The sequence below is a fragment of the Shimia sp. SK013 genome (genome assembly GCF_001292625.1).
Classification (GTDB): domain Bacteria; phylum Pseudomonadota; class Alphaproteobacteria; order Rhodobacterales; family Rhodobacteraceae; genus Shimia.
Map to the genome: position 1 here is coordinate 130,579 of NZ_LAJH01000014.1, position 24,580 is coordinate 155,158.

At 58.2% G+C, this 24,580-nt stretch carries 22 protein-coding genes; 7 read left to right on the forward strand and 15 right to left on the reverse strand.

Features of this window, described 5'->3' with window-relative positions; translation table 11 throughout:
* Window positions 1–41: 41 nt before the first annotated feature.
* Window positions 42–1,058 carry a ribose-phosphate pyrophosphokinase gene (locus SHIM_RS14190; protein ID WP_054003336.1) on the forward strand — a complete coding sequence of 339 codons (1,017 nt, stop codon included), beginning with the start codon at window positions 42–44 and terminating at the stop codon, window positions 1,056–1,058.
* Between the two features lie 74 nt (window positions 1,059–1,132).
* Here the strand turns inward: SHIM_RS14190 and SHIM_RS14195 are convergent, their stop codons facing one another.
* From SHIM_RS14195 to SHIM_RS14220, 6 genes are all read right to left on the reverse strand, one after another.
* Window positions 1,133–1,486 (reverse strand): H-type lectin domain-containing protein, encoded by a 354-nt coding sequence (locus SHIM_RS14195; RefSeq protein WP_054003337.1) that lies wholly within the window; start codon window positions 1,484–1,486, stop codon window positions 1,133–1,135.
* A 118-nt stretch (window positions 1,487–1,604) separates the two neighbouring features.
* Window positions 1,605–2,000, reverse strand: a complete 396-nt coding sequence (locus SHIM_RS14200) for a F0F1 ATP synthase subunit epsilon (RefSeq protein WP_054003338.1) — start codon at window positions 1,998–2,000, stop codon at window positions 1,605–1,607.
* 11 nt (window positions 2,001–2,011) lie between these two features.
* A complete protein-coding gene (gene atpD, locus SHIM_RS14205) occupies window positions 2,012–3,436 on the reverse strand; it encodes a F0F1 ATP synthase subunit beta (RefSeq protein ID WP_054003339.1) in 1,425 nt (474 codons plus the stop codon).
* Window positions 3,437–3,452: 16 nt separating this feature from the next.
* Window positions 3,453–4,325 carry a F0F1 ATP synthase subunit gamma gene (locus tag SHIM_RS14210; RefSeq protein ID WP_054003340.1) on the reverse strand — a complete coding sequence of 291 codons (873 nt, stop codon included), beginning with the start codon at window positions 4,323–4,325 and terminating at the stop codon, window positions 3,453–3,455.
* 12 nt (window positions 4,326–4,337) lie between these two features.
* On the reverse strand, window positions 4,338–5,876 hold the full coding sequence (atpA, locus tag SHIM_RS14215) for a F0F1 ATP synthase subunit alpha (RefSeq protein WP_054003341.1): 1,539 nt from the start codon (window positions 5,874–5,876) through the stop codon (window positions 4,338–4,340).
* Window positions 5,876–6,436: a F0F1 ATP synthase subunit delta gene (locus tag SHIM_RS14220; protein WP_054003409.1), complete on the reverse strand. Its 561-nt coding sequence runs from the start codon at window positions 6,434–6,436 to the stop codon at window positions 5,876–5,878. Before SHIM_RS14220 ends, atpA begins: the two co-directional genes overlap by 1 nt.
* Window positions 6,437–6,839: 403 nt before the next feature.
* Between SHIM_RS14220 and SHIM_RS14225 the strand changes: the two genes are divergently transcribed.
* Window positions 6,840–8,138 carry a hypothetical protein gene (locus SHIM_RS14225; protein WP_054003342.1) on the forward strand — a complete coding sequence of 433 codons (1,299 nt, stop codon included), beginning with the start codon at window positions 6,840–6,842 and terminating at the stop codon, window positions 8,136–8,138.
* Between the two features lie 78 nt (window positions 8,139–8,216).
* Entirely contained in the window at window positions 8,217–9,593 is a 1,377-nt protein-coding gene (locus tag SHIM_RS14230) for a hypothetical protein (RefSeq protein WP_054003343.1), read from the forward strand.
* Between the two features lie 28 nt (window positions 9,594–9,621).
* Here the strand turns inward: SHIM_RS14230 and SHIM_RS14235 are convergent, their stop codons facing one another.
* Window positions 9,622–10,362: a class I SAM-dependent methyltransferase gene (locus SHIM_RS14235; protein ID WP_054003344.1), complete on the reverse strand. Its 741-nt coding sequence runs from the start codon at window positions 10,360–10,362 to the stop codon at window positions 9,622–9,624.
* Window positions 10,363–10,424: 62 nt separating this feature from the next.
* Here SHIM_RS14235 and gloB point away from each other — a divergent pair, with 62 nt between their 5' ends.
* The 3 genes from gloB to SHIM_RS14250 all read left to right on the forward strand — a co-directional run bounded on the left by gloB (window position 10,425) and on the right by SHIM_RS14250 (window position 14,660).
* Complete coding sequence (gloB, locus tag SHIM_RS14240) at window positions 10,425–11,192, forward strand: hydroxyacylglutathione hydrolase (RefSeq protein WP_054003345.1); 768 nt, start codon at window positions 10,425–10,427, stop codon at window positions 11,190–11,192.
* Between the two features lie 172 nt (window positions 11,193–11,364).
* The gene (gene clpA, locus SHIM_RS14245; protein ID WP_054003346.1) at window positions 11,365–13,695 is read left to right on the forward strand and encodes an ATP-dependent Clp protease ATP-binding subunit ClpA; all 2,331 of its coding nucleotides are present in this window, start codon (window positions 11,365–11,367) and stop codon (window positions 13,693–13,695) included.
* Between the two features lie 2 nt (window positions 13,696–13,697).
* Entirely contained in the window at window positions 13,698–14,660 is a 963-nt protein-coding gene (locus tag SHIM_RS14250; RefSeq protein WP_054003347.1) for a M23 family metallopeptidase, read from the forward strand.
* A 6-nt stretch (window positions 14,661–14,666) separates the two neighbouring features.
* Here SHIM_RS14250 and SHIM_RS14255 read toward each other — a convergent pair whose 3' ends face one another.
* The 3 genes from SHIM_RS14255 to SHIM_RS14265 form a co-directional block, all read right to left on the reverse strand.
* The gene (locus SHIM_RS14255) at window positions 14,667–16,883 is read right to left on the reverse strand and encodes a peptidoglycan -binding protein (RefSeq protein ID WP_054003348.1); all 2,217 of its coding nucleotides are present in this window, start codon (window positions 16,881–16,883) and stop codon (window positions 14,667–14,669) included.
* A 3-nt stretch (window positions 16,884–16,886) separates the two neighbouring features.
* Window positions 16,887–18,128, reverse strand: coding sequence for a hypothetical protein (locus SHIM_RS14260; protein ID WP_054003410.1), 1,242 nt, complete (start codon window positions 18,126–18,128; stop codon window positions 16,887–16,889).
* A 93-nt stretch (window positions 18,129–18,221) separates the two neighbouring features.
* On the reverse strand, window positions 18,222–18,746 hold the full coding sequence (locus SHIM_RS14265) for a gamma-glutamylcyclotransferase (RefSeq protein ID WP_054003349.1): 525 nt from the start codon (window positions 18,744–18,746) through the stop codon (window positions 18,222–18,224).
* A gap of 105 nt (window positions 18,747–18,851) precedes the next feature.
* Here SHIM_RS14265 and SHIM_RS14270 point away from each other — a divergent pair, with 105 nt between their 5' ends.
* Complete coding sequence (locus tag SHIM_RS14270) at window positions 18,852–19,856, forward strand: DUF2125 domain-containing protein (protein WP_054003350.1); 1,005 nt, start codon at window positions 18,852–18,854, stop codon at window positions 19,854–19,856.
* Here SHIM_RS14270 and SHIM_RS14275 read toward each other — a convergent pair.
* The 5 genes from SHIM_RS14275 to rpsD form a co-directional block, all read right to left on the reverse strand.
* Window positions 19,853–20,746: an extensin-like domain-containing protein gene (locus SHIM_RS14275; RefSeq protein ID WP_054003351.1), complete on the reverse strand. Its 894-nt coding sequence runs from the start codon at window positions 20,744–20,746 to the stop codon at window positions 19,853–19,855. The genes SHIM_RS14270 and SHIM_RS14275 overlap by 4 nt on opposite strands.
* The gene (locus SHIM_RS14280; RefSeq protein WP_054003352.1) at window positions 20,743–21,666 is read right to left on the reverse strand and encodes a prephenate/arogenate dehydrogenase family protein; all 924 of its coding nucleotides are present in this window, start codon (window positions 21,664–21,666) and stop codon (window positions 20,743–20,745) included. Before SHIM_RS14280 ends, SHIM_RS14275 begins: the two co-directional genes overlap by 4 nt.
* Window positions 21,663–22,760, reverse strand: coding sequence for a histidinol-phosphate transaminase (gene hisC, locus SHIM_RS14285; RefSeq protein WP_054003411.1), 1,098 nt, complete (start codon window positions 22,758–22,760; stop codon window positions 21,663–21,665). Before hisC ends, SHIM_RS14280 begins: the two co-directional genes overlap by 4 nt.
* Window positions 22,761–22,985: 225 nt before the next feature.
* Entirely contained in the window at window positions 22,986–23,387 is a 402-nt protein-coding gene (locus tag SHIM_RS14290; protein WP_054003353.1) for a hypothetical protein, read from the reverse strand.
* A 220-nt stretch (window positions 23,388–23,607) separates the two neighbouring features.
* Window positions 23,608–24,228, reverse strand: coding sequence for a 30S ribosomal protein S4 (gene rpsD, locus SHIM_RS14295; RefSeq protein ID WP_054003354.1), 621 nt, complete (start codon window positions 24,226–24,228; stop codon window positions 23,608–23,610).
* Window positions 24,229–24,580: the final 352 nt, after the last annotated feature.

Consider the following 24,580-nt stretch of genomic DNA (forward strand, 5'->3'; position numbering starts at 1 on the left):
GTCACCTGCGCCACACTCTGCACCACTCTGGGGACCCCATCATGGCCACACTTCTTGAACCCAAACTGATGACCGGCAGCTCGAACATGCCGCTCGCAAATGCCATCACCCGCCGTATGGCACTTCACCGCGGCAAACCGGTTGATCTGGTCGATGCCCGCGTGGAACGCTTCAACGATCAAGAGATCTTTGTCGAAGTTTTTGAAAACGTGCGCGGCGAGGACATGTTCATCATCCAGTCGACGTCGCGTCCTGCCAACGACAACCTGATGGAACTGCTGATCATGTCCGACGCCCTGCGCCGGTCTTCGGCGTCGCGCATCACCGCTGTGATCCCCTATTTCGGCTATGCCCGTCAGGACCGCCGCACCAAGGCCCGGACCCCGATCACTGCCAAGCTGGTCGCCAACATGATGGTCGAAGCTGGCATCGAACGGGTCCTGACCATGGATCTGCACGCTGCGCAAATTCAGGGTTTCTTCGACATTCCGGTCGACAACCTTTACGCCTCGCCGATTTTCGCGCTCGACATTCAGGCCCAGTTTGCGGACAGCCTCGACGATGTCATGGTGATCTCGCCCGACGTCGGCGGCGTTGCCCGCGCACGCGAGCTTGCGAAACGCATCGGCGCGCCGCTCTCGATTGTGGACAAACGTCGTGAGAAAGCTGGCGAAATCGCAGAAATGACCGTGATCGGCAACGTCGAAGGCAAAAAGTGTATCATCGTGGACGACATTTGCGACACCGCAGGCACGCTTTGTAAAGCCGCCGAAGTCCTGATGGAACACGGCGCCACTGAAGTGCACAGCTACATCACGCACGGCGTTCTGTCCGGTCCGGCTGTTGAACGCATCAAAGGCTCGGTGATGAAGTCGCTTTGCATCACCGACTCGATCGAGGCCACTCAGCCGGTTCTGGACACACCAAACATCCGCATCATCCCAACGGCACCGCTGTTTGCCCAAGCGATCCTGAACATCGCTAACGGTACGTCCGTCAGCTCGCTGTTTGAGACCGAAACGCTTGAAGCCAGTTACGAAGGCTTGTTCAACAAGTAATCACACGACACCGCAAAACGAAAAAGCCGCGCTCTTGAGCGCGGCTTTTTTCTGGCAATGCGCAAGGCCGCGCATCAATCGTCGATCGCCCAATCCTCAGCATGCGCCAACTCACCAATGGCCATCCAGCTCATCCGAACCCGTGCGATACGGCTGTCGCCCCAAGTGCGAAACACCAGATGAAACCCAAGGTTGGTGACCTCTTCCGCGACAACTTCGGCGCGGATGTTGTGTTCTGCATCCATGTCCCAAAGCGACAAGGCCACCTGCACTGTAGGCGGGGTCCGGTATCGGCCGGAAAACTTGATCAGCCTGCGCCGGTCACGTGGGCCATCCCCTGTCCACATCTCGCCGTCGGATTCAAAATCCGAAAAAAGCGTCTCGTCGCCCTGATCAATGCCAATGTGGTGATTTCTAAGTCGTCTCATTCCGGAACCTAATGTGTGTAACCTCACACCAATGCGCAACAAAAAAATCTGCACTTCTTAAAAAAATAAGGCCCCGCCACGGGGGCGGAGCCTCTATTTTTGTCCGATCAGAGTCGGATCAGACCATGTTCGCCAAGAGCTGCTCAAGATCCGAAAGGAACTTTTCCGCAGCATCTTTGTCGTCAGCAGACGCATCCTCAACAGCCTTGCGCGCGCCAGCCAGCACGTCTTCAAGGTCAGCTTTGGTTACTTCGTCGCCGTCATGTGCAAATTCCGCGATCACCGAAATCGACTCTGCCGAAACTTCCGCGAAACCGCGGGTCACAACATAATCTTTCTCACCCTGCGCGGTCTGCACTTTCACAACGCCAGGGCGCAGCGACGTAAGCAAAGGCGCATGGCCCGGCATTGCGGTGAGATCACCGTCAGCACCAGGGATCTGCACGGAGGTTGCCTGGAGCGAAGCAAGGCTCCGCTCAGGGCTCACCAGGTCAAATTGCATCTCAGTTGCCATTACGGGCCTCCTTAGGCCGCTTCAGCAGCCATTTTCTCGGCTTTGGCGATCACGTCCTCGATGCCGCCAACCATGTAGAAGGCCGCTTCGGGGAGGTGGTCGTATTCGCCAGCCACAACGGCTTTGAACGACGAGATTGTGTTTTCCAGCGGAACCTGAACACCGTCAGAACCGGTGAAGACTTTCGCCACGTCAAACGGCTGAGACAGGAAGCGCTCGATCTTACGCGCACGTGCCACGGTCAGTTTGTCTTCCTCGGACAGTTCGTCCATGCCGAGGATGGCGATGATGTCTTGCAGCGACTTGTAACGCTGAAGGATCTGCTGAACGTCGTTGGCGACTTTATAATGCTCTTCGCCAATGATCAGCGGATCAAGCAGACGCGAGGTCGAGCCAAGCGGATCCACAGCAGGATAGATACCTTTTTCCGAGATCGCACGATCCAGAACGGTTGTCGCATCCAAGTGTGCAAACGAGGTCGCAGGTGCAGGGTCGGTAAGGTCATCCGCAGGCACATACACGGCCTGAACCGATGTAATCGAACCGGATTTGGTCGAGGTAATCCGTTCCTGCATCGCACCCATGTCGGTTGCCAGTGTTGGCTGGTAACCCACAGCCGAAGGAATACGACCCAACAGGGCCGAAACTTCGGAACCGGCTTGTGTAAAGCGGAAGATGTTGTCCACGAAGAACAGAACGTCCGAACCCGTGTCATCACGGAACTGCTCGGCCAGTGTCAGGCCGGACAGGGCGATCCGCATACGCGCACCGGGAGGCTCGTTCATCTGACCGTAAACCAGAGCAATCTTGGATTTCTCCAGATCGTCAGGAACGATAACTTCGGATTCGATCATTTCGTGGTACAGGTCGTTCCCTTCACGGGTCCGCTCACCAACACCGGCGAACACAGACACACCGGAGTGCACCTTCGCAATGTTGTTGATCAGTTCCATGATCAAAACGGTCTTACCAACGCCGGCACCGCCGAACAGACCAATTTTACCACCCTTGGTGTAAGGCGCGAGCAAGTCGATCACCTTAATACCAGTTGTCAGAATTTCAGTCGCGGTGGACTGATCTTCAAACGCAGGTGCGTCGCCGTGAATGGCGCGTTTTTCTGTCGATTTCACAGGGCCTTTTTCGTCAACCGGATCACCGGTCACGTTCAGGATGCGGCCCAAAGTACCTGTGCCAACGGGCACGGCGATTGGGGCGCCTGTGTCTTCAACATGTTGGCCACGGACGAGACCTTCGGTCGCGTCCATTGCGATGGTACGAACGGTGTTTTCACCAAGGTGCTGGGCTACTTCCAGTACCAGTTTCTTACCGTTGTTTTCAGTGTTCAGTGCGTTCAAGATCTCTGGCAGAGCATCTTCGAACTGCACGTCCACAACGGCGCCGATGATCTGGGTCACCTTGCCTTTTGCGTTAGCCATGTTTCGTCTCCAGTTCTTAGAGCGCTTCCGCGCCCGAGATGATTTCAATAAGCTCGTTGGTGATCACAGCCTGACGCGAGCGGTTATACTGGATGGTCAGTTTGTCGATCATGTCACCCGCGTTGCGGGTCGCGTTGTCCATTGCGGACATCCGCGCACCTTGCTCCGAGGCGCCGTTTTCCAGCAGTGCTGCGAAAATCTGCGTCGCGACGCCGCGCGGCAGCAAGTCAGCCAGAATGGCCTCTTCGCTGGGCTCGTAGTCATACAGAGTGCTCGCCCCATCCGCTTCCGTTTCAAAAGCAGCCGGGATGATTTGCTGTGCGGTCGGGATCTGCGTCACAACATTAACGAACTCCGAGAAGAAGATCGTTGCCACGTCGAACTCACCCGCGTCAAAACGGTCAAGTACGTCGCGGGCGATGCCCTGAGCATTGTCATAACCCACGCGCTTGACCTCAGTCAGGTCAACGTGGCCAACAAAGTCATCACCCAAGTCACGTTTGATCGCGTCGCGGCCCTTCTTGCCAACGGTCAGGACTTTCACAGTCTTGCCCGCAGCCTTAAGTTCCGCAGCTTTCGCACGCGCCAACTTCGAAATGTTTGCGTTGAAGCCACCGCACAGGCCCCGTTCCGCAGTCATAACCACCAACAGGTGGGTCTGATCGCTTCCGGTACCGGACAGCAGTTTCGGCGCAGAGTCAGAGGTGCCAACCGAGGCCGCCAGCCCACCCATCACGGCGTTAAACCGTTCTGTGTAGGGTCGTGACTGCTCAGCAGCTTCCTGCGCGCGGCGAAGTTTCGCCGCGGCAACCATCTGCATGGCTTTTGTGATCTTCCGAGTGTTTTTCACACTCTCGATCCTGTTTTTTAGGTCCTTCAGACTAGGCATTGTCCGAACCCCTTACGCGAAGTCAGCGGCGAAAGCGTCCAGCGCAGCTTTAACTTTGTCTGCAGCATCGCCCTTGATCTTAGGATCTTCGTCGGTGATCCACTTAAGCAAGTCAGAATTGTTGGCGCGCAGATGCGTCAACATAGCTTGCTCAAAGCGGCCAACGTCGGCCACGTCGATACCGTCCAGATAACCGTTCACACCTGCAAAGATGACGCAGACGATTTCAGCGTTGGTCAGTGGCGAATACTGTGGCTGTTTCATCAGCTCAGTAAGACGCGCACCACGGTTCAGCAGCTGCTGGGTCGCGGCATCGAGGTCGGAACCGAACTGAGCAAACGCAGCCATCTCACGATACTGAGCCAGCGACAGTTTCACCGGACCAGCAACCGACGACATCGCCGAGGTCTGAGCCGAGGAGCCAACGCGCGACACCGACAGACCGGTGTTCACAGCAGGACGGATACCTTGGTAGAACAGTTCGGTTTCCAGGAAGATCTGACCGTCGGTGATCGAAATCACGTTGGTTGGAATAAACGCGGAAACGTCGCCACCTTGGGTTTCAATGATCGGCAGCGCGGTAAGCGAGCCAGCACCGAAATCTTCGTTCAGCTTGGCCGAACGCTCCAGCAGGCGTGAGTGAAGATAGAAAACGTCACCAGGATAAGCTTCACGTCCGGGTGGACGACGCAGCAGCAGGGACATCTGACGATACGCAACCGCTTGCTTGGAGAGATCATCATAGATGATCAGGGCGTGCCGACCGTTGTCACGGAAATACTCGGCCATCGCAGTCGCGGCGTAAGGCGCCAGAAACTGCAAAGGCGCAGGCTCGGAAGCGGTCGCAGCAACAACAACGGAATATTCCATCGCGCCGGACTCTTCGAGTTTCTTAACCAGCTGAGCAACAGTCGAACGCTTCTGACCGATCGCAACGTACACACAGTACAGCTTCTTGCTTTCGTCGTCGCCAGCGGCTTCGTTGTAAGACTTCTGGTTCAGGATCGCGTCCAGAGCCACAGCAGTTTTGCCGGTCTGACGGTCACCAATGATCAATTCACGTTGGCCACGGCCAATCGGGATCATCGCGTCGACCGACTTCAGGCCGGTTGCCATCGGTTCGTGAACCGATTTACGCGGGATAATGCCCGGTGCTTTAACGTCAGCAACACCACGAGTCTCCGATACGATCGGACCTTTGCCGTCAATCGGGTTGCCCAGACCGTCAACAACGCGACCCAGCAGGCCTTCGCCAATCGGCACGTCCACGATGGAGTTGGTGCGCTTAACAGTGTCACCTTCCTTGATGTGCTGATCCGAACCAAAGATCACGACACCTACGTTGTCGCTTTCCAGGTTCAGCGCCATGCCTTGAATACCACCAGGGAATTCAACCATCTCACCGGCTTGGACATTGTCCAGGCCGTAGACGCGCGCGATACCGTCACCGACGGAAAGCACACGACCGACTTCGGCCACATCGGCCTCCTGGCCAAAGTTTTTAATCTGCTCCTTAAGGATCGCAGATATTTCGGCTGCTTGGATACCCATTATCCGACCTCTTTCATTGCATTCTGGAGGGAAGAGAGCTTGGAGCGGATCGACGTATCGATCATCTTCGAGCCCACTTTAACTACAAGACCGCCAACAAGGCTTTTGTCGACGGTCGCGTTGATCTTGACGTCTTTCCCCACACGGGCTGCCAGCGTTTTCGCCAGCTTGTCGCTTTGGGTTTTGGTCAATGCTTTGGCAGATGTCACATCGGCGGTTACTTCGCCTTTGTGGTCTGCAATCATGGCGCGCAGCTGTTCAATCAGCTGAGGCAGCACGAACAGGCGACGCTTCTCGGCCATCAGGCCCAGAACATTTACCAGCACGGGCTGCAATTTCATGGTTTTCGCGACGGCTGCGATGGCGTTGCCCTGCTCATTGCGGCTCACCAGAGGCGAATTGATCAGATCACGCAGTTCGGCGCTTTCGTCCAATGCTGCGCTGAGATCGTCAAGACCGCTTTCCAACTTGGTAAGCGCCTTGTTCTCGGATGCGATCTCAAAGACCGCGGCGGCATAGCGTTTGGCAATGCCGGAGGAGATCGAAGCTGGTTCGGACACGTCCACCCTTCCGCTTTCTGGCCTCGATTGCAGCATACAATTGTATGCACGCTACGAGGACGTTTCTTGCCCTGTCCATGACAAGGCGGCAAATCCGAGGCGGGTGTAGCAGACGCTTGCTCAGCTATCAACTACGTTCGATATAATCGAAATTCGCACAAAACCTTCTGTTTTTAAGGGGTTAGCCATGGTGCGACCCTTTGCCTGTGACCTTGGGGAAAAAAAATGCCTGTAAAATCCTCTTTTTCCGCGATTCCCGCTGCTCAAAGCCCGCATATTCGGCGTGCCGAACGACGCCAAACTACATTTGACCCCGAAATACCTTCGGCGCCGTTATCCATTTGGATACCAATTGCCGATATCCGGAAATGAAATCAAATCGGAACCAGAATTCAGGTGCAGCATGAGCACGATCATCATTCTCTCTATCTTGGGGCTGGGCGCAGCCGCTCTGCTTGGCGGGGCCGTTGGCGGAGACGACATAGACATCGACGCCGCCGATGACGCAACCGAGGCCGATGAGGCAGAGCAAAATTTGACTGGCTCTTTGCCGCTGCCTGCTGACCCGCAGGACAGCAACGTCCCCGATGACGACATCTATGATGGCAGCGCACTGCCGGATGCAGGCGATGTCGATCAGGGATCGGGTGACTATGAACACGTACCTGACCACGATGACACAGAAGAAGACCCGGCCGACGGCGGCTACGACAGGGTCACCGGTACCGAGGGCGACGACACGCTCTTGCTACACCCAAACTCGGACAATCCGATTCTCGCCATTGGTGGTGATGGCGCGGACACTTTTGTGGCCGAATACCCGCATCGCGACGGCGACAGCCGCCCCTTTGATGTGATCATTTCCGATTTTGACGACACCGAAGACGTGCTGACACTCGAAGTCGTCTCAGACGCCCCTGGCACCAGTACAGAAACGCCACAGGATTTCACTTTGGAACCCGCCGACGATGGCAGCTACGTCGATGTGCGCGTCACCGTGTTTGATCCCGATACCGGCCCCGAATCGGCGCGCGATTTTGTGGTGCGCCTTGATGGCATCTCAACCGTGAACCCCGACAGCATCTATTTGGCCGACGCGAACGCCTCTCACGAGGATGACGAGGCACCCGGAGATACAGAGCCCGCCCCCAACGACTCAACCACCGAAATGGTACAGGGTGACGTCGGCGATCTCGATCTGCGCGGCACCCGCGGCGACGACACGATTATCATCGACCACGACAGCGGCTCGGTGGTTGTGAACGGCGGCGCAGGCGATGACACCATCGACGCCCGCAGCGTAGAGATCGACGAAGACACTCGCTTGCGCATTGATGGCAGCGAAGGCGACGACACCTATCTGTTCGCCCAAGGCATCAATGTGTCCGACGATCAATTTGGCGGTGCCGATGTCTACTCTATGACGGTTGACCCTGATCAGATGCAGAACAGCAATCCGTCTACTGTGGTCTGGGACTTTGAGGACCGCTTTCAACTCACCCTGCCGGCCGATCTCGCGGACTCGGTGCGGATTGAAAACCTGCCACCACGCTATGACGCCAGTCTCGGGTCTGTTGTTCAGCGCGACGACGTCTATGTTGGTGACACACTGGTGATGAAACTTATCAATCTGGACGAAGAAAACCGCATCACTCTGGACAGCGGAAAATTCGAAATCCTGCCGATCGCAACTGCGGCCTAACCCGCCATGGGGGAAATGCAGGTGGTCAACAAGATCCCGATGGCTTAGCATTTTTAGAGTAGTTAGAGAGTACGTCGCATGAACCTGATCCTTCTGTTCTCTTTTCTCGGCATCGCCGGCAGTTTTGCAGTTGTAGACGGCATGGCCGACGACTCCGGCGGCAGCGATGACGATATCGACCCCGGCGATGAGCCCACACCGGACCCAGACCCAGACGTAGTCGGCACTTCAGGGGACGACACCATCTATTCTCAAGCCGGAGAGCATATCGACGCCGGCGCCGGCGATGATTTTATTCGCGTGGGCCATGACTATTCCAGTGCGGAAAACGACCCGATCACCCTGACTGGTGGCGCAGGCTCCGACGTCTTCTTTATCGAGGATCCAAGCCACCACGACGTTGACCGCCCCTTTGACATCGAAATCACCGACTTTGATCCGACAGAGGATGCCCTTCGGCTCGACCTCTTTGATCTCGAAGTGGGCCCCTGGCATGAAAACCTGCTCGATATCAGCGCAGCATCGGCAGAAGATGGCAGCTTTCTCGACCTGCACATCACGATGCCCGGCTCCACCGAAAGCGCCGATCCGCTGGATTTCACGATCCGCCTGCATGGTCTCGCCGACATCGATCTGAGCACGTTGGAAATCGGCGAATTCAGCACTCGCCTTCAGGACGACGGCACACTGACGGACGATCCGCTGTTGGCCGACCTGGGATCGGCTGGCGCTGACGCCCTGACGCCCGCAAACGGCGGGCTGTTTGCCACGCTGGACGGAAACGACACAGTTAACTTGCACACTGATGTGTCTGCCTTCGTTCTTTTGGGCGACGGCGACGACCACGCCACCATCAGCCAAGGTCAGGCCTCGGTCCTTGGCGGCGATGGCGACGACACCTTCACCTTGGCCCATGATGACGACCGCGACCCCGACACATTTGAGGCCAACCTATACGGCGGCCAGGGCGACGATACCTTCGTAATCGAGGACGCACGTGGCGATGTCACCCTGGAAGGCGGTCAGGGCAACGACAGCTTCATCGCCTATGATGCCGTCAGCGGAGAATCCTTTTTGCGGCTCTCGGGTGGGGAGGGCAACGACACCTACATCATGCGCATGGGCCAGCTTGTCGACGAATTCCACTCCGGCGGCGACGACACCTACACCCTCGTGGTCACCAACGACGACATGGCCACCGCCTCGCCAGCCAACATCTACTTCAACGGCAGCGGCGACAGCTTCGATCTGGTGGTGCCGGACGGGTTGGAGGGCGACGTCCGTGTCGAAGCCCAGCCATTTGATCCGGACGCAAACATGCCGCATGTCGACAACGTCTATGTCGGGGACACTCTTGTGGCGCATCTCTGGAACGACTTTGACGGCAACTTTGCCGACAGTGGTGCTAGCCTCACGGTCACCGCCGCCGCTCTATGGACCGCCCCTGGGTCCTGACCGGCAACGAGTCCCAAAGCACCACCCCTTAGGCCGGAGACACTTCAGGCGCGGGTGCGAAAACGCGCAGTGGTTTTTTGGCCGCTTCGCGCAATCCAGGCCCCGTTGGCGCCTGCACCCTTTTGCTGGCCTCCACCAAAAGCACACCGCCCGCCATCACCGGTGATATCGTCTTTCCCAACCCTTCAAGCATCCGACCGGTTTTGCGCCAAAATCGCTTGTGCGACGGGGGTTGATACAAGGTTGCGCGATGCCTTTCCGGCATAAACCCATGCGCGCGCAACTGGGTTTCCAGCTGACTGGTAGAATACGGCCTGCCATAGCCAAACGGCGTCGTGTCACTGCGCGACCACAGGCCCGACCGATGCGGCACAACAAAAAGCGCCTTGCCTCCAGGTCCAAGCACGCGGTTGGCCTCGACCAAAACATCAGATGGCCGGTCGCTGGTTTCCAGTCCGTGCATGATCACCAACCGGTCCAGGTGCCCGGTCTCGATCGGCCACAGCGTTTCTCCGCACAGCACCGACACATTGGGCATGCCTGCAGGCCAAGGCATCACGCCCTGCGGTGCAGGCATCAAGCCGATCACACGCCGCGCGCTGGACAAATACGGACGCAAAAGCGGCACGGCAAAGCCGAACCCGGCAACCGTCATCCCCTTCGCCTCAGGCCAAAGTTCCAGCATTTCGTCGCGCACAGCCTTTTGCGCCGCCCGACCTAACGTGCTGCGATAATAGAAATTGCGTAGATCCTGTACATCAAGATGCATTGCAACCGCGCCTCCAATCGGCAAATCTTAGAGCTAACATAGCAATCACAAGGCGAAATTCCATGCCCCTCCAGATCGTGACCATTCCGTGCCTGTCCGACAACTACGCATTTTTGATTCACGACGACAAGAGCGGCGACACCGCGCTGGTGGACGCCCCCGAACCCGGACCGATTTTGGACACGCTGTCTGACCGGGGCTGGACGCTAAGCCATGTGCTTTTGACCCACCATCACTGGGACCATGTCGACGGCTTGGCGGATGTGCTGGCACAACACCCCGCCAAAGTGGTCGGCGCCACCGCCGACGCAGGCCGCCTGCCCCCGCTGGACATCTCCGTGACCGAAGGCGACAGCGTCACAATCGGTGGCGAAGCGGCGCAGATCATCGATGTGTCGGGCCACACAATGGGCCACATCGCGTTCTATTTCCCCGCCACGGGCGCCGTGTTCACCGCCGACAGCCTGATGGCGCTCGGCTGTGGTCGTCTGTTTGAAGGCCCGCCCGAAGTGATGTTTGACAGCCTCGCCAAACTCGCCGCCCTGCCGCCTGAAACGATTGTTTGCTCAGGCCACGAATATACCGAATCCAACGCGCGCTTTGCGATCACGGTTGATCCCGACAACCCAGCGCTGAAAATGCGCATCGACAAGATTCGCTCTGATCGCGAAAAAAATATTCCCACCGTGCCTTCGCTGTTGTCTGACGAATTGGCGACAAATCCGTTTTTGCGCGGCCATGACCCTGCCGTTCAAGCCGTCGTAGGCATGCAAGGCGCCGCACCCACAGAGGTTTTTGCCGAAATCCGACGTCGCAAAGACAGCTTTTAAACCCTGAAAAACAGCACTTCACGAAACCGTGCAGTCTTTTTCTATGGTTAAAATTGCAGAAAGTCCTTGAAGACAGCGACCAATCGACCAAACTTTAACGTAACAACCCTATACTGGATGCGAAGACACCTTTGACTTCGCAGTTTCACGCACCGGAGGGAGCAGAACCACAGTGCCGTCATTTTCGAATTCGCTCGAACAAACCATCCACGCAGCCCTCGCGCTTGCCAATCAGCGCAAGCACGAGTTCGCTACGCTTGAACATCTTCTCCTCGCCCTAATGGACGAGCCTGACGCCGTGCGCGTGCTAAAGGCCTGTAGCGTCGACCTCGAGGAGTTGCGCCAGAACCTTGTCGAGTTCATTGACGATGACCTGTCCAATCTGGTGACCGACATTGAGGGCTCCGAGGCTGTGCCCACGGCCGCTTTCCAGCGGGTCATTCAGCGCGCAGCGATCCACGTGCAAAGCTCCGGCCGCACCGAAGTGACCGGCGCCAACGTGCTTGTTGCAATCTTTGCCGAACGCGAATCCAACGCCGCCTATTTCCTGCAAGAGCAGGACATGACGCGCTATGATGCGGTGAACTACATTGCCCATGGCGTCGCCAAAAATCCCGCCTTTGGCGAACCGCGCCCCTTGTCCGGCGCGGAAGAAGACCAAACCAGCACGCCCAACTTTGAAGGTGTCGCTGAAGAGGAACCCAAAGACAGCGCGCTGGCGAAATACTGCGTCGACCTGAACGTCAAGGCCGGCAAGGGGGACGTTGACCCGTTGATCGGCCGCGATTCCGAGGTTGAGCGTTGCATTCAGGTGCTGTGCCGCCGACGCAAGAACAACCCGCTCTTGGTGGGCGATCCCGGCGTTGGCAAAACCGCTATCGCAGAAGGTCTCGCGCGCAAAATCGTTCAGGGCGAAACGCCCGAGGTATTGTCTAAGACCACGATCTTCTCGCTCGATATGGGCGCGCTCCTTGCTGGCACCCGCTATCGCGGCGATTTTGAGGAACGCCTAAAGGCGGTGGTCACCGAACTCGAAGAGCACCCCGACTCGGTTCTGTTCATCGACGAGATTCACACGGTAATTGGCGCTGGCGCCACATCAGGCGGCGCAATGGATGCGTCCAACCTGCTGAAACCTGCATTGCAGGGCGGCAAGCTGCGCACCATGGGCTCCACCACTTACAAAGAATTCCGTCAGCATTTTGAAAAAGACCGCGCCCTGTCGCGTCGTTTCCAGAAAATCGACGTGAGTGAGCCGACTGTTGAGGACTCCATCAAGATCCTCAAAGGCCTGAAAGAATACTTTGAGGCGCACCACGGCGTGAAATACACCGCCGATGCGATCAAGACCTCTGTGGAACTGGCCGCGCGCTACATCAACGACCGCAAACTGCCCGACAAAGCCATCGACGTCATCGACGAGGCCGGCGCGGCGCAACATCTCGTAGCCGCCTCCAAACGCCGCAAAACAATTGGCGTGAAAGAGATCGAAGCTGTGGTGGCCAAGATCGCGCGTATTCCACCTAAAAGCGTGTCCAAAGACGACGCCGAGGTTCTCAAAGATCTGGAGAAATCTCTCAAGCGCGTGGTGTTTGGTCAAAACAAGGCGATTGAATCCCTCAGCTCCGCGATCAAACTGGCCCGCGCCGGTCTGCGCGAGCCTGAAAAGCCCATCGGCAACTATCTCTTCGCCGGTCCAACCGGTGTTGGCAAAACCGAGGTGGCGAAACAGCTGGCGGATACGCTGGGTGTGGAACTGCTGCGCTTTGACATGTCCGAGTACATGGAAAAACACGCGGTCTCCCGCCTGATCGGTGCCCCTCCCGGCTATGTTGGCTTTGATCAGGGTGGCTTATTGACCGACGGCGTGGATCAACATCCGCACTGCGTCCTTTTGCTTGATGAGATCGAAAAAGCCCACCCCGATGTGTTCAACATCCTTTTGCAAGTGATGGACCACGGCGAGTTGACCGATCACAACGGCCGAACCGTGAACTTCCGCAACGTGGTTTTGATCATGACCTCCAACGCGGGGGCCGTTGAACAAGCCAAATCCGCGATCGGCTTTGGTCGCGACCGCCGCGAAGGCGAAGACACCGCCGCGATCGAACGCACCTTTACGCCCGAGTTCCGCAACCGTCTGGATGCGGTGATCTCCTTTGCGCCGCTGCCCAAAGAGGTCATCATGCAGGTGGTCGAGAAATTCGTCATGCAGCTTGAGGTGCAGCTTCTGGACCGCAACGTCACCATCGAATTGACGCCCAAGGCCGCAGAATGGCTTGGCAACGAAGGGTATGACGAAAAAATGGGTGCACGCCCGCTGGGCCGTGTCATTCAGGAACACATCAAGAAGCCTCTGGCCGAGGAACTGCTGTTTGGCAAACTCGCCAAGGGTGGGCTTGTTAAGGTCAAGGTCAAGGATGGCAAGCTGGTGCTGGACATGTCCGGCCCAGAAAAACGCCGCATCTCCGGCGACAAGCCACCACTGCTGACCGCCGACTGACAGTGCGTCTGACGCTGGCTACTTTTTGCGCGCTCGCGGCCTTTCCGGTCGCGGGCGCGCCTGTTTTACAGACCCCCGTTGATTGCGACGTGGGCGAAACCTGCTACATCCAGAACTACGTCGATCACAATTCCACCGATGGCTTCCTCGATTTTTCCTGTGGCCCGCTCAGCTATGACGGCCACAAAGGCACGGATTTCGCCTTACCCACTTTGGAGGACATGGCCTTGGGCGTTGACGTACTTGCCGCTGCAGCAGGCGTGGTCAAAGGCACGCGCAACGACATGCGCGACCAGCTTCTGACCAAAGAAAACGCCGACTATGTCAAAGGGCGCGACTGCGGAAACGGGCTGGTCGTCGACCACGGGGACGGTTGGGAAACCCAATATTGCCACCTCAAACAAGGCTCGGTACAGGTTGCTGCTGGGCAGGTGGTCGCCACCGGTCAGGTCTTGGGCCATGTCGGCCTCTCAGGCCGCACACAATTCCCACATCTGCATATCTCGGTGCGCCACAAGGGCCGGGTTGTTGATCCGTTTTCGCCAGACGCCTCTGCGGACACATGCGGCGAAAGCGGGAATTCCCTTTGGGGCGACCCACTGGCATATGTCCCCGGCGGTCTGATCCGAGCGGGATTTGATACCGGCGTTCCCGACTACACCGACGTAAAATCCGGCGCCGCAGGACGCGCCGAAATTAGGTTTGACGCAGACGCGATGGTGGTGTTCGCCTTCGGCTTTGGCAGCCGCCCGGGCGACATTTTGGACATCACAATCACTGGCCCCAAGGGCGAAATACTGTCGACATCCGTGACACTCGAAAAACAACAGGCCCAGTATTTCCGCGCGGCTGGCAAACGCACGCCAAAACGCGGCTGGCCCAAAGGCACCTATGCCGGAGACATCAAACTCCTGCGCGAAGGCCGAATTCTGGATCAGACCACGACGTCTTTGACGGTCAATTAACGGCGCCTATTTCTCGGTAAACTTCAACTCGATCCGCCGGTTGCGCGCCCGTGCCTCGGCGCTATCGGTTCGATCCAACGGTTGGAATTCCCCAAACCCGTTGGCCGCGAGCCGCTCTGGTGGCAATCCCAATGCGTCAATCAAATAGCGCACCACTGACAACGCCCGTGCCTGGCTGAGCTCCCAGTTGTCGGCAAAGGTTCCGCCCAAAATTGGCACATCGTCCGTGTGCCCGTCCACACGCAGCACCCAGTCGATTTCCTCCGGAATGTCGTCGATCACGTTCAACAGAATGCCCGCGACTTTCGCCACCTCGGCCTCGCCTTCAAACGACAGGTCCGCGCCACCTGGCGGGAACAACACTTCCGACGAAAACACAAACCGGTCCCCAACGATACGCACGCCTTCCTGCGCGCCCAACAGGCTGCGCAACCGGCCAAAAAACTCCGACCGATATTGCGCCAGATCCTGCGTTTGCGCTTCAAGTTCCGCTTTCTCCGCCTCAAGCCGTGCCGTTTCCGCTTCTTCCAACAAACGCCGTTTGCGCTCTTCCGCTGCCGCCCGCGCCAGCGCAGCATTCAGGTCCGAACCAAGCGATTCCATCTGAACCTGCGCGGCCACATCGCGGTCCGCATAATCATCCAGCAACGCCTGCAAGCTGCCCAACTGCGTGCGCAACGCCGCAATCTGCTGATTGAGCGCCTCCACTTTGCGCAGGCTTTCCGCGGATTTGGCCTCCTCCGACGCCAACGTCTTGTTGGCCTCAGCCAAAAGCGCGTCGCGTCGCTCCGCCTCGGTCATCGCATTCTGCTCAGCCAGTTCCGCTGCCTGCTTTGCCGCCAAAGCCGCCGCCAGTTGCTCACGCACCTCGCCCGTATCGCCAAGCGCGTTTTCCGCCGTCAGTTTTGCTGCCAAGGCCGTCGCCAGCCGTTCCCGCAGGGAACTGCCATTGTCCTCGGCCGACTGCACTGCAACTTCCGCCGCCTCACGTGCGGCCACCGCCGCTGCAAGTTGCTCCTCAAGCGTGGCCACAACATCTTGCAACCCGTCCCGCGTTGCCTCGGCATCGCTCGCCCGGCTTTCCTCTGCCAGTTTCGCCTGCAAAGCCTCGGCCAGTTTCGCCTCAAGCACCGCCAGATCGCCAGAGGTCTGTCCGACCTGCGCCTCTGCCCCGGCGCGCGCCGCCTCTGCCGACGCAAGTTGCGTCAACAATTCCGCAACGGTGGATTTGCTTTTCTCCACGCCCAACAATGCCGCAGCCAGCTCGGCTTTTGTCGACGCCAATTCGCTGCCGCGTGTTTCAAGCTCCGTTTCAACCGCGGCCAATTTTAGCACCGTATCCGCCAGATCGGCGCCAACGTCCTGTCCTTCAACCAACGCCGCCGCCAGTTTGATCTCAAGGTCGTCCTCTGCTGCCTTCGCTGCGGCCAACAACGTCAACGTGTCTTCCGCCTCTTGTCGCTGCTGCTCCAGCGCCAAGGTCATCGCGGTCAGCTCGGCGTCAGCATTTTCCAATCGGGTGCGCAATTCCTCTGCCGCTGCGGCTTGCAACAGACGGGCGCGCTCCTCATCTGACAACTGCCCTTCCAGATCTCCAATCTGGATCTCGCCCTCAGTCACTTCCGAGCGCAAACTCTCGATCAACGCCTGCATCGCGTCCGCCTCGGCCGCCGCCAACCGCGCTTGCTCAACTTGCGCGTCGACCTCGCCTCGCGCCTGCGCCAACGCAAGGTTCAAAGCATCACGCTCATCGGACAACGCATCTCGCGCGCCTTCAAGCGCGGCGATATCGCCCGCAGCCCTGTCTTGATCCGCCAACAATGCCGCAACCTGAGCTTCAAACGATGTGATTGCGGTTTGTGCCGCATCCAGATCCGCCGCCTGCCGATCCCGTGACGCCGTCAACGAAGCAATCAACGCATCGCGTTCCACCAAGGCCGATTGCGTGTCGCTCAATGTTGACTGTAACCCACCCAACTCGCCTTCGAGGTCCGTGGTGCGCGTGCGTTCCAGCCCCAAAGCGTCCGCCAATGCAGCCACCTCGGATTGAAGCGCATCCAATTCGGTCTCCTGTCCGGTGATGGTCTCGCTCAACACGAACTGCACAATCATAAAGATCGTCAGCACAAACATCAGCACAAGCAAAAGCCCGGTCATCGCGTCCACGAAACCGGGCCAGATCGAGGCTTGGAACCGTTGTCCCGTGCGGCGACTGAGGGCCATAGCTTAGCTCTCCTGCCCGCCGCCACCCGCAGGCGGTTCGCGCCGACGGACCTTGCCAACCGGCCTGGCCTTGCCACCGTCCTGAACGCGCCCCAACTGCCGCACGTTGCGGTTTAACGCTGCCAGATCGGTGCGCAACTCCGCCATGCTTTCCTGACGCCCCGCGCTGATTTCTTCCAATATCCGCAACATTTGCACGTCGATCGACCGCAAGCGCATCCGGCTTTCGGCATCCACGCCGCCATCACTGTCTTCGCCCCGCGCTGCAAGCTGATGGATCAGCTGTTCCTGTCCCTCAGCCACGCGCAGCAGAACCTGCGTGGCCGGCGCTTGCGTTTCAATCCGGTCGGTCATGCGGTGAATGGCCTCCACCAGCTCGTTCATCGATCCGCCGCCTTCGTTGCGCTCTTGCGCCGTGGCCACCATGGTTTCACGCAAAACATCAAGCTGAGACGACATATGTTCAAAGGCCGCGCCCAGAACGTGAATGTCGCCGCCCTCGCCTTCGCCCGAGCTAAAGCCGACCCGCGTGATCGAACTCAACCATTCTTCCAACTCACGGTAAAACCGGTTCTGCCCATGGCCGGCAAACAGTTCAAGCAAACCAACAATCAAGGATCCCGTCAGGCCCAAGAGCGAGGATGCAAAGGCTGTACCCATGCCGCCCAGTTGGCTTTCCAAACCATCCAAAAGGCGTCCTACAACATCAGCGCTGCTTTCGCCTTCCGCCAAACCGAGGCTCTTGATCGTGTCCACAACGGCCGGAACCGTGGTCGCCAACCCGTAAAACGTCCCCAAAAGCCCTAGGAAAATCAGCGTGTTGACGAGGTATCTGGTGATTTCGCGCCCTTCATCGATCCGCGTCGCCACCGAATCCAAAATAGACCGTGTCGAGGACGCGCTGATCTGCCCGTTTGCGCCGCGCTCCCGCAGCAAAGCCGCCAAAGGCGCCAACAACTTGGGCGGCGCGTTTACGTCATAATTATCCCGCAGCCCGACAAATCCCTCGATCCAGCGGATCGACGACGTCAATGACAGCACTTGTCCGAAAGTGGCTAATACCCCAATCAAAAAGACGACAAAGATAAACCCGTTCAAATAGACATTGGACAGGAACACATCGAGCACGCTTGGCAACGCAAGGGATGCACCCAACCCGGTCGCACCCAACACGACCAGCATGTAAAGGATCTGGGTTACAGGTCTTTTGAATTTCGGCTCGACTTGACGGTCCGGTTGCTCCATGAGCCCATGTCCTGACACTTGTTTTTCTGGCGCCACCCTACTGGCAAGCACCCGCGCTGCCAAGAAATTTCAGCTCTGCCACATGACGTTACTTCAAGTCGCCACCAATTCGCGCACACGCAGCGACAACCAGTCCAAGTCCGCATCTTCTATGCCCAATTCGGTCAAATGACTGGCAGTGTTGTAAAGGTATTCCGTGTTTGGCCCGCGCCCGCCAACGGCGGTCGAAATAATGCGCGCCTGCTCTTCCAGATGCAGGTGGCAGTACTGCACATGGTGGGGGTCAATCACATAAGTCACAGCCGCCACAGCGCGACCGTCCCTCAGCACAACAGGAAGGGTTTCTTCCAAATAGGCCGAGCTCACCAGTTCACGCTCGCGCAGGTATTCCAGCGTTGCTGCCTCCTGCCCGGCGGCCACTTTCAACGCCACACCCTGACAGTGCGCGCTTGCCTCGGCGTCCAGCGCCAGAACCAGACCGGGGTGGTCATCGGTGCCGCGATGATGGATCGATCGCATGCAAAAACTGCGGTGCCAGCCGTGCAAAGTGCCAACCGCCTGTTCGCTGACCTCAAAACCGGGATTCCACAACAGCGACCCGTATCCGAATACCCACATCTGCCCATTGCGCCTTTTGCTGGTTCCCTGTCTGCGGTCGGGTTAAACACCAAACACAGGACGACGAAAAGGGTGCGCGCGATGATCCAGTGGACAACAAGATGGATGGCAAGACTTCTGGTGCTTGTTGCGCTGGCCGTAACCGGTCTGTGGTTTGTCGGCTCACGTGGCGCTAGCACCGGCTTTGCCACATGGTTTGAGGACCGTCGCGCCGACGGTTGGGTGGCGGGCTATGACGATTTGACAATCAAAGGCTTCCCCTATCGCGTCGACGCCACTTTCGACAACATCACGCTGGCCGATCCCGACACCGGCGTGGCGTGGCAGGCACCGTTTTTTCAACTGTTTGCGCTGACTTACAAGCCGCACCACCTGATCGCGACCTGGCCCAATGACCAGACGCTGGCTGTGCCCTCCGAGAAACTCACCGTCCAAACCGAAACCATGCAGGCGTCTCTGGTTGTGGAACCCGGTTCTGATTTGACGGTGGAACGCGTCAACCTCGACATCGACACGCTGGCGCTGACCTCTTCGCTGGACTGGCAATTGACCGCGTCAGGCATCGACCTCGCCCTGCTTCGACAACCCGCCCCCGACAACAGCGACACGCCCAGCGCCACCTACCGACTCGCCTTGCGCGCCCAAGATCTCGCACCGCCTGCTGCCTTCCTTGTGCCCACTGACGTCGATCTGCCGCGCAGCTTTGAGGTGTTTCAAGCCGATCTGGAGGCAACCTTCTCCCGTCCATGGGATCTGACCGCGATCGAGGACTCCCGTCCTCAGCCCACAGCCCTTGATCTGAAACGCGCTGACATCGTCTGGGGGGATCTTAAATTCAACGCCGCCGGCGCCGTTCGCATCGACAATCTAGGGTATCCAACCGGCAAGATCACAATCCGGTTGGTGAACTGGCGCGACATGATCGCCGTCGCCCGCGCCAACGAAAATTTCGCCCCCGCCGTTCTGGATACGCTGGAACAGGCGCTCACTTTTGTCGCTGGCCTGTCAGGCAACAGCGCGCAAATCGATATTCCGCTAAGCTTCAAAGGCGGCGCGACCCGCTTTGGCCCGATCCCAATCGGTCCGGCACCGCGCCTCGTGCTGCGTTAACGACAGTATGGCCCGCCGCGATGGCGCGCGACGTCAAAATGGAAATGGTCGCGATGGTGACGGTCGGCGTTGGGGCCAAGAACCGTGCCAAACGGCCCGCAAGCGCTGCGATGCATCTCTTTGAGCATCCGGCCTTTTTTGCCTTTGCCCCAATCGTTCAGAACCGAGATTTCGTCGCCACTTTTGGTGTAAAGCGCTGAAATATCAATGGCTTTCCCCTTGCCATGTTCGCTGATTTTGGCGCCCTTGCGGTTGTTGCGGGTACGACAGGAATACCCCGCCGCCACCTTCAACTTGGCAACACCGCCGCCAAAATGCTTGACCGCATCCGCTACGCCACTGTCGACCCATCGCTGCAAAGCAAACGCCGTGTCACAGGTCATCACCGCCGGCGTGCTCAGGCCAACGTCGCTGACTTGATAGACCTTGATCGCGCCGGATTTAATACCGCAACCTGCCAGTTTTCCCGGCACCGGCGCATGGGATGTGCCAATGATATTGCGGCTTTTGCACAGGTAACTCATGCCCTCAGGCAACCGTTTGCGCCTTTTGCGCTGTGTCGCCGTGTCATTTTCTGCGCCATCCCGTCCCGACGCCATCGCCGTTTGGGTGACTTTGGGCTCAGCACGTTTCGGCGTGGACTTTGCGGTGGGAACAGCCGCCGCAGCCTCCGCAGCACGGGACGTTTTCCTGCCTGCGCGTTCGATCCGCGCCGGACGTTGCACAGGTCGCAATGACCGTTCAGGCGCCAATGCCGGCAACGCCACAGGGTACACATGTTCGCGTGTAACGGGTCGCAGACTGGATTTTGGTGCATTGGCGGCTGCGATGCCGCCCATGGCGATTACAGCCGCAGCAATAGCCAGCCCTATGACACCGCGCAGGGTCACCGGCTGCCACCCTCGCGGCCAAAGTTCGGCGCGGCCGTATCCTGCCCCGCTTCGATGATGCCTCGCCGGATGGCGCGCGTGCGGCTGAAATAGTCGTGCAAATGTTCGCCATCGCCGGTTCTGATCGCACGTTGCAGGGCAAACAGCTCTTCGGTAAAGCGCCCAAGGATTTCCAGCGTGGCGTCTTTGTTATTGAGAAACACATCCCGCCACATCGTCGGGTCCGACGCCGCGATCCGCGTGAAATCACGAAACCCCGCAGCGGAATATTTGATTACTTCGCTATCGGTCACACGGCGCAGATCATCCGCCACACCCACCATCGTATAAGCAATCAGGTGCGGCGCATGGCTGGTGACAGCCAACACCAAATCATGGTGATCCGCCGCCATTTCATCAACATTGGCACCGATGCCTTCCCAGAACAGACGCAGCTTCGCAACTGCCGCCGGATCACTGCCTTCCACAGGCACCAACAGGCACCACCTGTTGTCAAACAGCTCGGCAAACCCGCTTTCGGGACCGGAGTGTTCCGTGCCTGCCAGCGGGTGCGCTGGCACAAAATGCACGCCGTCCGGCAAATGCGGTGCCACGGCGTCAATCACGCTGCGCTTGACCGAGCCTACATCCGTGACCGTCGCGCCTTGCTTCAACGCAGGCGCAATCTCTGCCGCAACAGAATCCATCGCGCCCACAGGCACGCATAAAACAATCAGGTCCGCGCCTTCCACGGCGTCCGCCACACTGTCACAAACAGTGTCACACAGACCGATCCGGCGTGCCGTCTCGCGGCTTTCCGCAGATTTCGCAAAGCCGGTAACCTCGCCAGCCAACCCGCCGCGCTTTATGGCCCAAAACATCGATGACGCAATCAGCCCCAGCCCGATCAGGGCGACTTTTTCGTAAACCGGCGCGCTCACTTGGACCCGCCGTGATACTCGGCTTTGAAGTTTTTGACAGCATGCGCCACCCGACGACAGGCCGGTTCATCGCCCACCGTGATCCGCAGGCAATTGGGCAGACCATAGCCCGCCACCCGCCGTACCAGCAGCCCCTCACCCTTGAGGTGATTATCACAGGCCTCCGCCTCGGCCTGATCCGCAAACCGCGCAAGAATAAAGTTGCTGGTCGAAGTGTCAGACGGCACGCCGTTTTCCGCAAGCGCCTCAGCAAGCCACGCCCGCATACGCGCATTTTCGGTCCGGCACTTCGCGACCCACTCTTGATCGCGCACCGCCGCCTCAGCCACATCCATCTGGATATTTGACAGGTTAAACGGCTGGCGCACCCGATTGAGCACGTCGATAATTTCTTTCGGGGCATAGCCCCAACCAACCCGCAATCCGCCAAGCCCGTAAATCTTGGAGAACGTGCGCGTCATCACCACGTTGCTGCGCGACTCGACCAAGGATGCCCCGCCGTCAAAGCCTTCGACGTATTCGGTATAGGCGCCGTCATGTACCAGAATGCAGCCTTTCGGCAGGCCATCCGCCAGCCGCGCCACTTCGTTGCCACCAATCATCGTGCCAGTCGGGTTTCCCGGATTGGCAATGAACATTATTTTGGTCTTTTTCGTACAGGCCGCCAACATGGCGTCCACATCCACGGTGCGTTCGCGCTCGGGCACGGCAACCGGTTTGGCGCCAACCATTTTGGCCAAAATAGGATACATCGAAAACCCGTGCTCGGGATAAACGATCTCATCGCCTTCGCCGGCAAATGCCTGCGTCACAAACTGCAACACCTCATCGCTGCCAACACCGCAAATGATGCGCTCCGCGTCCAGCCCATGCACATCCGCAATCGCCGCCCGCAGTCCGGCATGATCCGTCGCCGGATAGCGATGCAGGTTGTGGCTGGTTTTGGCGTGGGCCACTTTAACCACATCCGACGATCCAAGAGGGTTTTCGTTGGACGACAGCTTGACCACATCGGTCACGCCTTCCACCGTTGAAGAGCCGCCGACATAAAGGTCGATATCCATAATGCCCGGCTGCGGCGAAATCACTGACATAACATCCTCCACTTACGCAGAGGTGTTTAGCTGTGCGGTGCACCATTGAAAAGCCACCAGCGACCCATTGCGCCAATATGCGCCCTTGAGGCAACGTTTGGCCATGCATCGTGTCGCGCAGACCCGCAGAAATAGCCAAAAGAGGGTCCTGCCACAGCAAAACCCAACCATAGGTCGACAACAATCATCCGCACTCCTGCCGCCTGTCTTCAGACTTGTGTGCGCTCAGGCGTAAAAATCGATGAAGGACTTGGTGCTGTCCACTCCGTTGGCCTCAAGCTCTGCCATCATAACCTGCGCAAAGTCGCCGCCGCCGCCGCTCTCAAACTGGGCGATAGCTGTGGTGATCATCGTCATCACCGATGCATCCAGCGTCTGCGCCCCAAGCGCGCGCTGCTGCGCCGCGCCAAACGACTGACCCGACACTTCGTTGCCAAGCGCCTGCTCTTCACGGGCATCTGCCTCGTGCGTGGCTTTCTTGACGGCCGGTTGCTCGACTTTGCCGGTGTCCCTGCTGCCATATTTCGTCAAAGCTGCCGTCACCATGGCGCTTTGTACAGACGTCAGAACGACCACACGCGGCTGCTGGGCGGTCGACACCATATTTGGTTGCAATGTAACTGCCATCCGATCTTACCTTTCCAATCAGAAATGAACGCAGGCAGTTCTTGCCCAATCCCCAACCGCATTTCGCGCATCCCGCGGTTTATTTTTCGTTAATTTTGCGCGTTTCCCTTAGAGTTGTAGGCAGTTTTCCCCCCCCGCCATACGGCGCACCTCGCCAAAAAGAAAACCCGCTGCGCGGCGGCAGCGGGTTTTGCAAAACTCTTTGGTATGTCGGCGAAGATTAGTTCTTCGCGTAGAATTCAACCACCAGGTTTGGCTCCATCTGAACCGGGTACGGTACATCAGACAGGCCAGGTGCGCGCACGAAAGTCGCTTTCATTTTGGAGTGATCCGCATCGATGTAGTCAGGCACGTCGCGCTCTGTCAGCTGAACAGCTTCCAGCAGAACAACCATCTGTTTGGACTTTTCGCGCACTTCGATCACGTCGCCTTCGGAAACGCGGTAAGACGCGATGTTCACGCGCTTGCCGTTCACCAGAACGTGGCCGTGGTTTACAAACTGACGGGCTGCGAAAACGGTTGGAACGAATTTGGCACGGTACACAACCGCGTCCAGACGACGCTCCAGCAGGCCGATCAGGTTTTCACCAGTATCGCCTTTAACACGCTCGGCTTCGCCATAGATGCGACGGAACTGTTTTTCGGTCAGGTCGCCGTAGTAGCCTTTAAGCTTCTGCTTGGCGCGCAACTGTGTACCGAAATCGGAAATCTTGCCTTTGCGGCGCTGACCGTGCTGGCCGGGGCCATATTCGCGACGATTAACTGGGGATTTAGGACGGCCCCAGATGTTTTCGCCCATGCGACGGTCAATTTTATGTTTGGCAGACGTACGTTTAGTCACGGCTGTTCTCCTTCTTAAGGTTTAGAAGGGCGTTGTCCTCTTGCCGGATTTTGCCGACATGACAGGCAACCTCTTGCGAGGGCCACCAACACCAATGAAGCCGCGCTTATACGCCCGTTTGCGGGGGAGTCAAGCGGGGTTTATTTCAATCGCGGCACCACCGCGCCGACCCAAGGGGGAGACGCAAAAGCGCCTGCCCTTGGGTATGTCAGCCGTGCGGACGGATCAGACCTAGGCTGGATCCGTGCCAAGGGTCGTTTTGATTGTACGCAAATGACGCGTAAGGCGCGTTAGACGGGTTGCTTACAACGACGTCTCTTTCGCCCTCGCCTGGCTTCAAACCATCACGTCG

Bases quoted from the DNA above. Each gene is read 5' to 3' on its own strand.
- SHIM_RS14225 (WP_054003342.1), top strand. From the start codon at position 6,840: ATGAGCACGATCATCATTCTCTCTATCTTGGGGCTGGGCGCAGCCGCT.
- SHIM_RS14190 (WP_054003336.1), top strand. From the start codon at position 42: ATGGCCACACTTCTTGAACCCAAACTGATGACCGGCAGCTCGAACATG.
- SHIM_RS14195 (WP_054003337.1), bottom strand. From the start codon at position 1,486: ATGAGACGACTTAGAAATCACCACATTGGCATTGATCAGGGCGACGAG.
- SHIM_RS14230 (WP_054003343.1), top strand. From the start codon at position 8,217: ATGAACCTGATCCTTCTGTTCTCTTTTCTCGGCATCGCCGGCAGTTTT.
- SHIM_RS14260 (WP_054003410.1), bottom strand. From the start codon at position 18,128: ATGGAGCAACCGGACCGTCAAGTCGAGCCGAAATTCAAAAGACCTGTA.
- SHIM_RS14290 (WP_054003353.1), bottom strand. From the start codon at position 23,387: ATGGCAGTTACATTGCAACCAAATATGGTGTCGACCGCCCAGCAGCCG.
- atpD (WP_054003339.1), bottom strand. From the start codon at position 3,436: ATGGCTAACGCAAAAGGCAAGGTGACCCAGATCATCGGCGCCGTTGTG.
- SHIM_RS14255 (WP_054003348.1), bottom strand. From the start codon at position 16,883: ATGGCCCTCAGTCGCCGCACGGGACAACGGTTCCAAGCCTCGATCTGG.
- SHIM_RS14265 (WP_054003349.1), bottom strand. From the start codon at position 18,746: ATGTGGGTATTCGGATACGGGTCGCTGTTGTGGAATCCCGGTTTTGAG.
- SHIM_RS14235 (WP_054003344.1), bottom strand. From the start codon at position 10,362: ATGCATCTTGATGTACAGGATCTACGCAATTTCTATTATCGCAGCACG.
- SHIM_RS14200 (WP_054003338.1), bottom strand. From the start codon at position 2,000: ATGGCAACTGAGATGCAATTTGACCTGGTGAGCCCTGAGCGGAGCCTT.
- gloB (WP_054003345.1), top strand. From the start codon at position 10,425: ATGCCCCTCCAGATCGTGACCATTCCGTGCCTGTCCGACAACTACGCA.
- atpA (WP_054003341.1), bottom strand. From the start codon at position 5,876: ATGGGTATCCAAGCAGCCGAAATATCTGCGATCCTTAAGGAGCAGATT.
- SHIM_RS14210 (WP_054003340.1), bottom strand. From the start codon at position 4,325: ATGCCTAGTCTGAAGGACCTAAAAAACAGGATCGAGAGTGTGAAAAAC.
- SHIM_RS14270 (WP_054003350.1), top strand. From the start codon at position 18,852: ATGGCAAGACTTCTGGTGCTTGTTGCGCTGGCCGTAACCGGTCTGTGG.
- hisC (WP_054003411.1), bottom strand. From the start codon at position 22,760: ATGTCAGTGATTTCGCCGCAGCCGGGCATTATGGATATCGACCTTTAT.